Raw genomic sequence first — 12,544 nt, forward strand, 5'->3', positions numbered from 1 at the left:
AAAAACGGCGTCGCTAAGCATGCATGCATATAAGCATCAGACAGATCAGCGCTTGAAACGACCGACGGTGTCCGTGATCGGCGGGCAAACCAAACGCCAACTCTCTCAAGGAAGGCTTTCACGGCCATTTGTGCGATAGCTATGCGGCTGACCCTGCGCCCCACGCTGTCTGAAAGCATGATGCAATGCTTGGAATCGCACGTCTGAGGCAATCGAATTTCTGTCTGAAAGATATCAGACCAGTATCCAGGCTCATGATGTTGCACTGACATCGTCATTCTCCGAATTATCTGGGATGACTCTATCGACAAAGCCTGTTGATGAATTTAGATATCCTCTCAAATGATGACTAAATTCCACCATCCGTCCTTATCCCTTTCAGCAGCCCTGGGCGACCACGAACTAGAAAAGTCCGCGGCGCGAGTGCACGCTGTGAGGATCGACGTATCTCAGAACGAACGGGAGGCACCTGAACACCGCCACCAAAAAGGGCAGCTTGTCATGGCTTCACGGGGCGGCGTGACATGTCGCGTTCCAAGCGGGATGTGGATGGTGCCGCCCCATTGCGGCGTCTGGGTTCCAGGCGGCATGCCGCATAGCAACGTGGCAACCGCCAACGCCCGTTTGTTTTTTCTGTTCATCGAGCCGGGCGCCGCCGATCTGCCGGACCGGTGCTGCACACTGTCTCTATCCCCGCTCATCCGGGAACTTATCATTGAGATGGCTAATCAGCCCGCAGCAGTGACCGCAGATTCAGAACTCATGGCAACATTGCTTCTGTCGGCATTGCCGCGGATGCCGATAGAGCATCTTCATCTCCCGCTTACAGATGAGCCCCGGCTTGTGCGAATTGCATCGGAGCTGGCCGACGATCCCGCCGATCGCAGTACGATGGCGCTATGGGCAAGGCGGGTCGGGATGAGTGAGAATTCGCTCGCACGTCTCGTCCAGCACCAGACCGGCCTCACATTCGGTCGTTGGCGACAGCAGCTGCAATTGATCATCGCAATCCGCAGTCTTGCGGCCGGGTCGACAGTTCAGCAGGTTTCGGGCGACCTTGGATATGAATCCGTGTCTGCATTTATCACCATGTTCAAGAAAGCACTCGGCACATCGCCAGCCAGATATTTAGGTAACTTCGAGCGATAGCATCATGAAATTCAGCTATCACCTGAGAGGAGATAAAGCATGTTCACCCACGTCATGATCGGCAGTAACGACCTGGAACGATCCAGAAAATTTTACGATGCGACCTTTGTTGCCCTGGGGGGTAAGCCCGGCGAGATGGATGCGAGAGGTCGACTGATCTACGCGCATGAAGGAGGGCGGTTGATGATAACGAAACCGATCGACGGGAAGCCGGCGACCGCTGCCAATGGTGGAACGATCGGTATTGCGGCGGCGACCCCCGACCATGTCGTGGCATGGCATGCCGCTGGTGTGGCACATGGCGGCATGGCAATCGAGAGCCCGCCCACGGAACGTCCGAACGGCGCGTTCGTCGCATATCTTCGCGACCCCGACGGAAACAAACTTTCCGCGCGGACGCATCAGCTGAAATGAGGTCGCTGTGAGTCGCCCCTGGTGATCAAGGACAGGAGGGTTACATTGGCCACAGCCGCAGCAAACGCCCTAGTGATCGCAACTCGTGACACAAGCCATTTTTGAGGCTGCAGGGCTGAAGGTGATCAATCCCTGGTCCAGATAATGATAGTGTTCATCTGAGTGTGGTAAGTTCAGGTCCCTTCAAAAGCTGGAGACTACGTTCTCGCGGAGGCATCTTGAATCGGAATTGCCACGTTGATTAGCGTTGGGTGCCAGCGGCGCGGTGTCGCCAGTTTCGGACTGTCATTTCAGCGGCATACTCAGCCCACAGGCTGAACGCATCAGCCTGGGCGTGCGGTATGAAATGGCGGGTAGAGTGTAAGCGGCGGGGGCGGAAGATCGTGTTGATTTGATCGTGGGCCGAGAGGAAGCGCTGTGCCTGAAGCGGTGTTTGAACCGACCCGTGATCTTCTCGCACTTTCGGGTCTGCCGGTGGGAGTTTTCAATTCGGTTGTTCAGCTCATTGTGCGTCCGATGATTGGACAGGCAAGGTTTCTCCGTAATTTATGAACTCCGTTCATTTGAAACTGATGGCGGAAATGGCTATGGCCATACCCCGCACTATATGAAGTCGCTGATGGGAGCATGCGCCGTCCCCCTTAGTGAAGATCGATGCCATGCGAGGGCATCCGATGCGTGATCTTTCATAATAATCTGGAGATCATGCGGCATCGACCTGGAAGAATAGGGGGAAGGCTGGCACGCGCAGGTTCATATCCGCCATTGCCTCTCGCGGCGGAGGCGTTATCATAATCGTGTTGTAAGGTGGTAGGCTTTGGGAGGAGCGATACGTGAGACGGATGTGGCCAGATGAATTTGCCTTTCTGCTTGATGGTGCGGAAGAGGTTGACCTGCATATTCCACCGATGGAGCACAAAGATGGTTCGTCCGGGGAAACGATATCCCGGAAGGCCTTGAAAGCCCGTATCAGCCAACAGGATTTTGAGAAGATTTGGCCCCTGGCAGAGGCTCGTTATCGGTTGAGCGGCCGGCTTTCGGGCAAGGCGATCACGCTGATTGCCAACAACCCTCATTACCAGAAATGGCACCCCTCCGACGGTGGCAGCGTCGAAAGCGTGTCTGATAGCGGCCAGAAATACACGACACGTTATGTGACCGTGCATTTTCTTCTGGATGATGTTCACGAGCCTGTCGAAGCCTGAAGGTCGTAGTGGCGGTTCTTGCCAGTGGATTGGTCGAGTGGCGTCGAGGTCATTTCAGTCTTCGACGCCATTTTCGTGCCGGTTTCGATCTCCCGCACATCTAGCCGTCAAAGCCCCACGTGATCAGACCTTGGGCTGCTCGTGGGTGGCGCAATGAATGCCGCCGCCTACCTCACCTACCGGGTCGATATTTAACGTGATGATCTCCCGGCCGGGATAAAGCCTGCCAAGAATCGCTGCGGCTCGTTCGTCGGCCTCCCGATCGCCGAATTCGGCGGCGATGACCGCACCGTTGCAGACATAATAATTGACATAGGAAGATACGAAATCGGCGCTGTCGACACGAATGTCGTAGGGTTCCGGCAAGATGATCATATCCAGCTTGCGGCCTTCGGCATCGGTGGCTGCGGCCAGAATATCATGGGTTTCGAAGGCTGCCACCGACCACGGTTCGTCGTGGTCGATCTTGTCTCCCATCTGGATCAGCAGTTGCCCCGGCTTGACGAAACGGGCGAGCGCATCGATGTGGTAATCGGTGATGTCAGCTCCGATGATTCCGGGTGCCCACACCATCTTGCGTGCGCCCATCGTGTCGAGGAGAAGCCGTTCGATTTCTGCCTTGTCGCCGCGGTTGCGATTGGCATTGATGAAGCTGCTTTCATGGGCGATCAACGTACCGTGGCCGTCGGTTTCCACCCCTCCAGCCTCGCCCACCAGCCCTGCATCAAAAATCGGAAGGCCCATACGTTCGGCTATCCGCGCGGCAATCTTTCCATCGGCATTGTGGGTTTGCTTGTTGCCCCAGCCGTTGAAGTTGAACTGCGTGATGGCGAGCCCGCCCTTGCCATCTACAACAAAGGACGGCCCGGAATCGCGGCACCACAGATCATCGGTCGGGATGTCCCATAATTCGACGTTGCGCGACACCTGTTTGCGGATCGCGCCATGGTACTGCGCCGCGGCCAGCATCACGACTGGCTCGAACTCCGAAATGGTATTGGCGATTTTCGCGATGGTTTTTTGAAGGTCATCAAGGAAATCGGGATCGTCATGCACGGCGGGGTTCACCGGCCACTGCATGAAAGTGCGTTCATGCGGTTCGGTTTCCTCAGGATACCAAAATCCGGCGGCACGGGCCGATGGGCCTGCCGTCCGGCCCTGATGGGACGAGGCCGAAAGGCCAGCGGTGGCAGCAGCGGCAAAAAGCAGTGTCTGGCGGCGGGTCATCATCGTATCACCATGAAAACGCAAAGAAAACGATGCTTCAGCTTATGGGTGCGCATCTTGGATTTGCCCAAAGCTGCTGTCAACAAAGCTAAATCGTTCTGAAACTTCTGCTCATATTCCAATGTGGCTTTTACATGGATGTGACGGATAAAAGCATGGGTTTTCAGGCTGAAGGATTCTTATGTGCCGGAAATGACCATTATTTCGATCGCGATTGGCTCGGCCTCTCGCGGGGCGTCACGGTTTTACTCCGTTCGGTTCAGAAACCGCTTTTGGCAAGAAACGCCCTGCTGGCCGCCAGATCGTTCAGAATGCTGCCGGCATTACGCGGGTCGCGTTCCTGCTCGATAGTGATGTAACCGCCGTAACCGAGTTCAGTTAGAAGGCTGCGGATCGCTGGGTAATCGATAGAGCCGCGGCCGATCGGGCACATCACGCCCTTGGCGCAGGCGTCGAAGAAGCGGATGTGTTCTGCCATCACCTCCTTGAAAACCGCGGCGTCGATATCCTTGAAATGAATATAGTCGACGCGGTCCCAATAACGGCGAAGCGTGGCGACGGGGTCCATGCCGGAATAGGCCATATGGCCGGTATCGAGGCATAAGCCCGCAAGATCGGCGGGAATGTCCTTAATGATCTGCTGCAACTCGTCGGCAAATTCGATATAGCCGCCAGCATGGGGATGGATGGTGGCGCGCACGCCATAGGTGTCACGGGCAAGCGTTGAGATGGCGCGTATGTTTTCGACCATCCCCCGCCACGCGGCTTCATCGAGGCGTGGTGCGCGGTCGGAATGGCCGGCGGCATAGTCCCGCTCATCATGGCCCCAGTCCATCACCGTCAGATAGGGCGCGGGAAAACGCTGGCCGGTATGGGTTTCCGGCTTCGGCAGGCGGGTGATCAATGCGCAGATCTCGTCGGTCTGGCGCAGCAGGTTGTCGCGGTTGTCAGGTGAGACCAGATCGTCAAAGATCGTGCCGGCAACGATCTTCAGGCCACGCTCGTCCAGCGCCTGTGAAACGCGCTTGAGATCAAGCGGCAGATAGCCATAAGGGCCAAGTTCCAGACCGCCGAAACCGGCGGCCTTCGCCTCATCCAGCACCTTTTCCCAATGGGGCAGATGGGGGTTTTTGACGTCATCGACGCCCCAGCAGCAGGGAGCGGTGGTGATGGTGATCGGGTTGGTCATGGCATCCTCGTAGTGCGATTGGTCCCGGGCCGCATTCTGCGGCCCGGGAGCTCGTCTCAGCGGCTGATGGTCGCTTGCAGGGCGTCGATGGAGGACTGGATGCCCGCCTCGGTGGACATGGTGAAATCCTCCATTTCGAGGCTCACCCAGCCATTGTAGCCGGCCATGCGCACGACGGAGAAAAACTCCTTCCACCATTGCAGGTCGCGGCCGGCGCCGACAGCCACATAGTTCCAGCTGCGGTTGGCTACATCAGTCACTTCTTTCAGCTCCAGGAGGCCGTTCACATCCGCTACCCCGCGCTCGATGCGGGTGTCCTTGCCATGGCAATGGTGGATCGCGCCGCCGAGTGCCCGGGCAGAGGCAATGGGATCGGCACCCATCCACATCAGGTGCGAGGGATCGAGATTCATGCCCACCGCCGGGCCAACCTCGTTGCGCAGGCGGAACAGGGTTTCCGGGTTCCAGACGAGCATGGCCGAGAAATTCTCGAGTGCATATTTCTCGACGCCGGCTTCCTTGGCGAGCTTCACGAGCCCATGCCAGAGCGGGAAGGCGCGGTCTTCCCATTGATAACGGTCGCGCTCCGGCATCTCGGTCGGCCAGCTCTTGGTGTAGACGAGCCAGTTCGGCACCGTATCGCCGGGCGCTGCCTCCGGCAGGCCGGACATTGTGACGATCTTGGTCACGCCGATCTCTCCGGCCAGCCGGATGGTGTCCTGCATCTCCTTAAGGTGGCGCTTACCCATGTCGCCGGGATCGAGCGGATTGGCGGAGCAATTCAGCGCGGCGATTTCGAGGCCGCGGGCCTCGATTTCCTTCAGCTTGGATTTGAGCAGCCCCCTGTCCGCCAGAAGTTCGTCCGCGCGGAAATGCGGGCCGCTGGACCAGCCGCCGCCGGTCATCTCGATGCCCTCGACGCCGAGCGCGACACATTTGTCGAGCATATCGGTGAAGGGCAGGTTTGCCATGACATCAGTACAAATTGCGAGTTTCATCGTTTCATCTTTCGAAAGAGGCATGGGGACGCGCTTGATGAGGAGGAGGACGGGAGAGTGGTCCGGCGCGCCCCCAAACTGGTTATGCGAAATCGACCCAGGCGGCGTCGGCATCGGCCGAGCGGACACAGTTTTCCAGCCAGCGAACGCCTTCGGTGCCAGCCGTGATGCCGGGATAATGGTGGGTCTTCAGAAAAACCCTGTCACCACGATTTGCCGCATCGATCGCCTGGGCAATCCAGAGATAGATGTTCGACCAGCTGTCACCGAGACCTTCGGTATGCAGCGCGCCCATGCGGTCGATGGCGAGGCTTTCCTGTTCGAGATAGGGCATGCCGTGATGCAGGATGCGGCCGGGTTCGCCCTGAACCTCGTAGATCAGCTGGTCGGGATGAGAATCTGACCATTCGAGCGAGGCTTTGGAGCCGACGAAACGGTAACGCTGCGATCCCATATTGCCGGCATTGACGGAGGAGACCCAGAGGCGACCGCGTGCGCCATTGTCGTAATGCATCAGAACGGTGGCATGGTCCTCCAGCGGCGCGCGGGTGGGGATGAAAGCCTTGCGGTCGCAGAGCAGGCGTTCCACCTTCATATGCGGCAGCACGACTTCCGAGAGATAATAAAGATGCGTGCCGATATCGCCCAGCACGAAGGTCGGGCCGGCGGTGCGGGGATTGGTGCGCCATTTGACGGCCTCGCCCGCGTCCACATCGTCACCGGCGTTGAAGCCGTGGGTATATTGCAGGTCGACGATGCGGATGTCGCCCAGCATTCCCTTCTTGACCATGGCCGCCATCTGGTGGACGAGCGGGTGCCCGGTAAAACCATAGGTAACGCCGACGATCAGGCCCTTCTGTTCGGCCAGCCGTGCCACCTCGTCACATTCCGCCACGGTGAAGAATAACGGTTTTTCGCAGATGACATGCAGCCCGGCCTCAAGGCAGGCTTTGGTGATTTCGTAATGGGTAAAATTGGGGGTGGCGATGGAGACGACGTCAACACCGTCTTCGCGTGTCGTTTCGCCGGCAATCAGCGCCTTGTAATCCGCATAGCAGCGTTCCGCCGCAACGCCGAGATTGACGCCGAAGTCACGGCCTCTTTCGGCATCGAGGTCGAATGCGCCGGCGACGAGCTGGTAATTGCCGTCGCGCAGGGCGCCCGTGCGGTGCTTGTAGCCCACCTGTCCCGTGCGTCCGCCGCCCACCATGGCCCAGCGCATCGGGCGCGAAATCAGTCTTTCTCCGTTGATCATGTCAGTCGTCTTTCCATTTGATGTTACGAATGGCCGTGGCTGGAGGCTGGGTTCGCGTCAGCTTCAGCGCCGGTTTGCCGCGTTATTTCTTGAAATAGAGGTCGATATAGTCCTGCATCTTGCTGCGCATGAACCGGCTCGATTCATCGGCCCTGTCTTCCCAGGCGAAGACGCAGGAGGTCATGATGCCGTCGAAGCCGATTTCGGAAAGCGTGCTGAAGAAGTCGTCCCATGGCACTTCACCCTGGCCGATATTGAGATGCTGGTGCACCCGCGCCTGCGTGCCCGGCGGGTTGAGGATATAACGAAGCCCGGAGCTGGCCTTGTGGTTGAAGGTGTCGCCCACATGCACATGGGCGAGCACATCCTTCGCTTCGCGCAGCATCGCCTTGGTGTCGTCACCGAAATAGAAGGTGTGCGGCGCGCAATAGAGGAATTTGACGTTCTTCGAATTGACGGTGCGGATGATGTCGAGCGCCGGCTGCAGCGTCTCGCACCAGTCTTCCGGATGTGGCTCGACATGCAGGTTGATGCCTTCGCGTTCGAAGATCGGCACCAGTTCTTCCATCGAGCGCCACCAGGCGTCCTCGCAGGCTTCAATCATCGAGCCGGTATGGCAGCAATAACATGAACCCTTGTCGGGATGCGGTCCGCGGCCGAATTCGGAATTCATCGTGTCGACCTCCAGGTCGATGGCGGTCTCGATGGCGCGTTTCCAGTGTTTTACCGCCGCCTGCCGTTCGGTCTCGTCATTTGAGGCCCAGCGATACATCGGCAGCAGCGAGGCGATACCGACATTGGCGTCTTTCAGCGCCTTTTTGAAAGACCTGATGCGCTCGGGAAAAACACGCGGCGCCTTGAACCATTCGAGGAAATCGGCGCGGGGGCTGAGTTCGATCCAGTCGAAGCCAAGCTCCTTCACCTTGGCGGGCAGCTCATCGAGGCTGGTGAAACGGTGCATGTGGGGGTCGATGGCGATTTTCATCGGTCTTGATCCTTCTCTATGTCTTAACTGGATGGCGGCTGCGGCGGATGGCCGTCATGGCTGGCCATGTAATTTTCCACCTCAGCCCCGAGATCGGCGAGCGCCTCACCGCCGGCCATCAGGTCGGTGATCTCCTCGCGGGATTTTTCGCCCTTGCGGAAATTGGCGGCGACTGCGCCGCGGATGAGCACGGCGAAATGGTCGCCGACGGCGATGGCGTGGGTGACCTGATGGGTGATGAAGATCACCGCGATCCCCCGCTTGCGCGCTTCAAGGACGATGCGCAGGACATGGGACGCCTGTTTCACGCCCAGCGCCGCCGTCGGCTCGTCGAGGATCAGAACGCGTGCGCCAAAATGCACCGCGCGGGCGATGGCGAGCGATTGCCGCTCGCCGCCGGAGAGCCCGCCGATAAAGCGGTCGCCGTCATCGATGCGGGTGATGCCGAATTCCTGCACCGCCTTGACGGCGATTTCATTGGCCTTCTTGCGGTCGTAAATCCGGAAGGGCCAGAAACCTTTCGTGGGTTCTGCGCCAATGAAGAAGGAGCGGCCGATGCTCATCAGCGGAAAGGTTCCGCCAAACTGGTGCACGGTGGAAATGCCCATGCGCTGCGCATCGCGCGGCCCGTCGAAATCGACCGGCTTGCCATCCATCAGCAACTCACCGGAACTGGGCTGATAAACCCCGGCCAGTGTCTTGATCAGTGTGGATTTTCCAGCACCGTTGTCGCCCAGCAGGCAGAGCACCTCGCCGGCGCGCACCTTCAGCGAGATATCGTGCAGAACATCGATGGGACCGAAGGACTTGTTGACGTTTCTGAGTTCGAGAATGGGTGTGGTCATCATCCAGCCTCACTTCTTCTTCGGCGAATAGGTGAGCGCCATGACGCGAAAGGTGTTGTTCATCAGCACCGCCAAGAGCAGCATGACGCCGATGATGAGGCTCGACCAGTTGCGGTCAAACGAAGTGAAATAGATGCCCTGGTTGACGATGGCGAAGGTGATGGTGCCGAGAAAAATGCCGATCACCGAACCGAAACCGCCCGTCAACAGCACCCCGCCCACGACGACCGCGATGATGGAGTTGAAGATGAAGGTCATGCCGGCCGAAACCTGGGCGACGTTGAACAGGATTGCCTGACAGACCCCGACGAAGGAGGCGCTGACGGAGGAAAGGACGAAAAGTGTCACCGTCAGCTTGTCTGTGGGAATGCCGGCATTGCGGGCACTCACGCGGTCGCCGCCCATGGCGAAGATCCAGTTTCCGAAGGGCGAATAATGGACGTAGAAGATATAGATCGCCGTCAGCAGCAGCCACCAGACGATGCTGACCTGAAAACTGCCGCCGATGAAATGTCCGAAGAGAAATTTGGCGATGGGGCCGGATTGCGCCGGGCTAAGCGCCACGCTGGTCGTGCCGGTCAGAAGCACGGAAAAGCCGAGGATTAGCCCCTGCACCGCAAACAGCGTGCCGAGCGTGACGATCAGTGACGGCACCACGGTCCGTATCACCAGAAAACCGTTGATCAGCCCGACAAGCATCCCAAGGCCAAGCGCGCCGATGATGCCGAGCCAGATTGGCATGCCGTAATAACCGGTGATGATGGCGACCGTCAGAGCGCCGGCCGGGATCATCGCGCCGATGGAAATGTCCAGCTCGCCGGAAATCATGAGAAGGCCGACGGGAATGGCGACGATGCCGAGATTGGCGGCGACATTCAGCCAGCTTGCGGCACCCGCCGGTTTCAGGAATTCGATGCTGCCGAAGACAACGAAGAAGACAAGAACGAAAACAAGGCCGAGAAAGGCGCCTGATTCCGGGCGGCGCAGAAGGTCGCCCAAAGAGAAATTTTTCACGTCGTTCACTCCAATATTGGCCCTAAGTGCCGAGGGGATATCCTTTTGCCGTCAAACCCCGACCCCCGGTTTCCTTGGGGATCGGAGGTGGCTACGGATAACCGCTCAACGCGCTCCCTTGGCGACGCCGGCAAGCGTGGTCTGGATGTTGGATTTGTCGACGATGTTCGGTCCCGTCAGCAGTGGGGCGGTCGGCAGATCGGTTCCGAAATCGATGGCCGAGGCCAGCAGCGTTACCGCCAGCAATGATTGCAGATAGGGCTGCTGGTCGATTGCGAAACCCTGCGTCCCGTCCTTGATCCGGTCGAGGCCGGACTGGTTGAGGTCGAAGGTGCCGAGCAGGGCCGTTTCGGTCTTGCCGGCCTGCATGACGCCGATGGCGGCCGAATCCGCATCGCCCGCCGAAATGGTCAGGACGCCGTCGATCTTGCTGTCTTGTAGCAATGTCGCCTTGATGGCCTCGGCGACGGCGGTGGCGTCGCCGAAGCTGGTGGCCGGAAGCGGCAGCTGCTTGCCGGCGCCGCCGGCCTTGGTGATACCGTCGATGACGCCCTTGCAGCGCGCCTCCTGATTGGCGGCGCCCGGAACGGTATTGACGCAGATGACGTTCTTTTTGCCCTGCTTGGCGAAATATTCGCCTCCGGCCACACCCGCCAGATATTCGTCGGAGCCGATATAGTTGATCGCGCCGAGTTCCTTGGCCTTTTCGTGCCCACCGGCATTCATGAGAATGACCTTGATGCCGGCATTGATGGCTTCCCGGATCGCCGGGTCTTCGCCTTCCGGTACCCAGTTCGGGATCACGAGACCATCGACCTTCTGGCTGATGGCGGTCTGGATCAGCTGCACCACATCGGGCGCAAAATTGTCGTAGGTTTGCAGGCGCAGATAATTGACCTTGCCGCCATTTGCCTCGACCACGAGGCGTGCGTCATCCAGACCTTTTTTGATGATGTTCCAGAATGCGTCGTCGTTCTTGCCACCGACAACGGCGATATTGGCCGCAAACGCGCCGGATGCCATTACCAGCGATGCAGCACCCGCGATGAGAAATTTCCTGAAAAATGCCATTGTTTCCTCCCTGCCCATTCTCCCGATGGGCCAAAATGACAGGATGATTTATATCTTTCATTTTCTTGAGAATGGAATTTATATTTCATTTAATGTTGCATTTCGTATCATTCCATGTCATTCATTGATGATACGATTGTGAGGTGCCATGAACCGCCCGACCATTACCGACCTCGCCAAGGCAGCCGGTGTCAGCATCTCCACGGTCAACCGGTTGCTGCACGGTTCGACCGCCGTGCGTCAGGATACGATCGACCAGATTCTCAAGGCCGCGGAAGAGATCGGTTTTTATGGTCTCGGCACCATCAAGGACCGCCGTCGTGAGGCCATGCCCCACTACAGGCTCGGTTTTCTGCTGCAACAATCCCATCGGCCGCTCTACCGGTTGTGGGCGGAGGGGATCGTTATCGCTGCACGCCAAAGGCCGGACAGCGTCATCGAGCCGGATGTCGTGTTCGAGGACGACCTCTCACCGGAGGCCGTTTCCGCCAATCTCCTGAAGATGGGGCAATCCTGCAGCGCGATCGCGGTGGTGACGGCCGATCATCCACTCGTCAGCCAGGCAATCGACGAGCTGCGGGGCAGGGGCGTTCCCGTGGTAACCTACGTATCTGATCTGTCGGCGGCGAGCCGCGCGGGGTTTGTTGGAACCGACAGCTGGAAACGCGGTCGGACTGCGGCATGGTTCCTCAGCCAGACTGTAAAGGGCGAGGGGGTGGTCGTGCCGCTGATCGGCAGCAACCGCTATCAGTGTCAGGATGTTTCGGATGCCAGCTTCCGCTCCTATATCCGCGAGAACACACCTGAATTGCAGGTGGCGGAAACACTGCTGACCTTCGAAGAGCCTGAAAATGCCTATGTCATCATCCGTGACATGATCGCTTCCGAACCCGGTCTCAAGGGGATTTATGTCAATGGCGGTGGCATATCCGGCGTTTTGCGGGCACTTCGGGAACTGCCCATGGAAAAGCAGCGCGGCATAAAGATCGTTTGCAATGATATCGGCCCGGAAACGCGCAAGGGTCTGAATGAGGGGCTGATTACCGCCTCTCTGCCGCTTCCCCTCGACAGGATGCCGCAGCAATTGATCGACGTGATGTTACGGCGCGTCGAGAATGGCGATATATCCTCCGTCGAACAGCGGATCGTTCCCTTTGAAATCCTGACGCCCGAAAGCATCTGGACCTAGGCC

General features: G+C 58.5%; 13 protein-coding genes and 1 pseudogene. 5 read left to right on the plus strand and 9 right to left on the minus strand.

Annotated features, from left to right (window positions below):
* Window positions 1–342: 342 nt before the first annotated feature.
* Together M0412_RS13465 and M0412_RS13470 are read left to right on the plus strand one after the other, a co-directional pair.
* Window positions 343–1,149 carry a helix-turn-helix domain-containing protein gene (locus M0412_RS13465; protein ID WP_269698939.1) on the plus strand — a complete coding sequence of 269 codons (807 nt, stop codon included), beginning with the start codon at window positions 343–345 and terminating at the stop codon, window positions 1,147–1,149.
* Between the two features lie 39 nt (window positions 1,150–1,188).
* Window positions 1,189–1,563 (plus strand): VOC family protein, encoded by a 375-nt coding sequence (locus M0412_RS13470; protein ID WP_269698940.1) that lies wholly within the window; start codon window positions 1,189–1,191, stop codon window positions 1,561–1,563.
* Between the two features lie 241 nt (window positions 1,564–1,804).
* Here the strand turns inward: M0412_RS13470 and M0412_RS13475 are convergent.
* Window positions 1,805–2,088 (minus strand): annotated as a pseudogene (locus tag M0412_RS13475) (hypothetical protein); the annotation flags it as partial.
* A gap of 317 nt (window positions 2,089–2,405) precedes the next feature.
* On the opposite strand from M0412_RS13475, the gene M0412_RS13480 reads away from it, so the two are divergent.
* Complete coding sequence (locus tag M0412_RS13480; RefSeq protein ID WP_269699520.1) at window positions 2,406–2,768, plus strand: hypothetical protein; 363 nt, start codon at window positions 2,406–2,408, stop codon at window positions 2,766–2,768.
* A 123-nt stretch (window positions 2,769–2,891) separates the two neighbouring features.
* Here the strand turns inward: M0412_RS13480 and M0412_RS13485 are convergent, their stop codons facing one another.
* Window positions 2,892–3,824, minus strand: coding sequence for an agmatine/peptidylarginine deiminase (locus M0412_RS13485; RefSeq protein ID WP_269698941.1), 933 nt, complete (start codon window positions 3,822–3,824; stop codon window positions 2,892–2,894).
* Here M0412_RS13485 and M0412_RS13490 point away from each other — a divergent pair.
* Entirely contained in the window at window positions 3,714–4,097 is a 384-nt protein-coding gene (locus M0412_RS13490; protein ID WP_269699532.1) for a hypothetical protein, read from the plus strand. The genes M0412_RS13485 and M0412_RS13490 overlap by 111 nt on opposite strands.
* A gap of 157 nt (window positions 4,098–4,254) precedes the next feature.
* Here M0412_RS13490 and M0412_RS13495 read toward each other — a convergent pair whose 3' ends face one another.
* The 7 genes from M0412_RS13495 to M0412_RS13525 form a co-directional block, all read right to left on the minus strand.
* Complete coding sequence (locus M0412_RS13495; RefSeq protein ID WP_269698942.1) at window positions 4,255–5,184, minus strand: sugar phosphate isomerase/epimerase; 930 nt, start codon at window positions 5,182–5,184, stop codon at window positions 4,255–4,257.
* 56 nt (window positions 5,185–5,240) lie between these two features.
* Window positions 5,241–6,182 (minus strand): sugar phosphate isomerase/epimerase, encoded by a 942-nt coding sequence (locus M0412_RS13500; protein ID WP_269698943.1) that lies wholly within the window; start codon window positions 6,180–6,182, stop codon window positions 5,241–5,243.
* Window positions 6,183–6,264: 82 nt separating this feature from the next.
* Window positions 6,265–7,437 carry a Gfo/Idh/MocA family protein gene (locus M0412_RS13505; protein ID WP_269698944.1) on the minus strand — a complete coding sequence of 391 codons (1,173 nt, stop codon included), beginning with the start codon at window positions 7,435–7,437 and terminating at the stop codon, window positions 6,265–6,267.
* 82 nt (window positions 7,438–7,519) lie between these two features.
* Window positions 7,520–8,422 (minus strand): sugar phosphate isomerase/epimerase family protein, encoded by a 903-nt coding sequence (locus M0412_RS13510; protein ID WP_269698945.1) that lies wholly within the window; start codon window positions 8,420–8,422, stop codon window positions 7,520–7,522.
* Window positions 8,423–8,445: 23 nt separating this feature from the next.
* A complete protein-coding gene (locus M0412_RS13515) occupies window positions 8,446–9,267 on the minus strand; it encodes an ATP-binding cassette domain-containing protein (protein WP_269699521.1) in 822 nt (273 codons plus the stop codon).
* Window positions 9,268–9,276: 9 nt separating this feature from the next.
* Window positions 9,277–10,281: an ABC transporter permease gene (locus M0412_RS13520; protein WP_269698946.1), complete on the minus strand. Its 1,005-nt coding sequence runs from the start codon at window positions 10,279–10,281 to the stop codon at window positions 9,277–9,279.
* Between the two features lie 105 nt (window positions 10,282–10,386).
* Entirely contained in the window at window positions 10,387–11,352 is a 966-nt protein-coding gene (locus M0412_RS13525) for a substrate-binding domain-containing protein (protein WP_269698947.1), read from the minus strand.
* 148 nt (window positions 11,353–11,500) lie between these two features.
* Here M0412_RS13525 and M0412_RS13530 point away from each other — a divergent pair, with 148 nt between their 5' ends.
* Window positions 11,501–12,541: a LacI family DNA-binding transcriptional regulator gene (locus M0412_RS13530; RefSeq protein ID WP_269698948.1), complete on the plus strand. Its 1,041-nt coding sequence runs from the start codon at window positions 11,501–11,503 to the stop codon at window positions 12,539–12,541.
* Window positions 12,542–12,544 lie beyond the last annotated feature (3 nt).

Source organism: Agrobacterium sp. O3.4, from assembly GCF_041414895.1.
In the GTDB taxonomy this organism is placed as follows: Bacteria; Pseudomonadota; Alphaproteobacteria; order Rhizobiales; family Rhizobiaceae; genus Agrobacterium; species Agrobacterium cucumeris.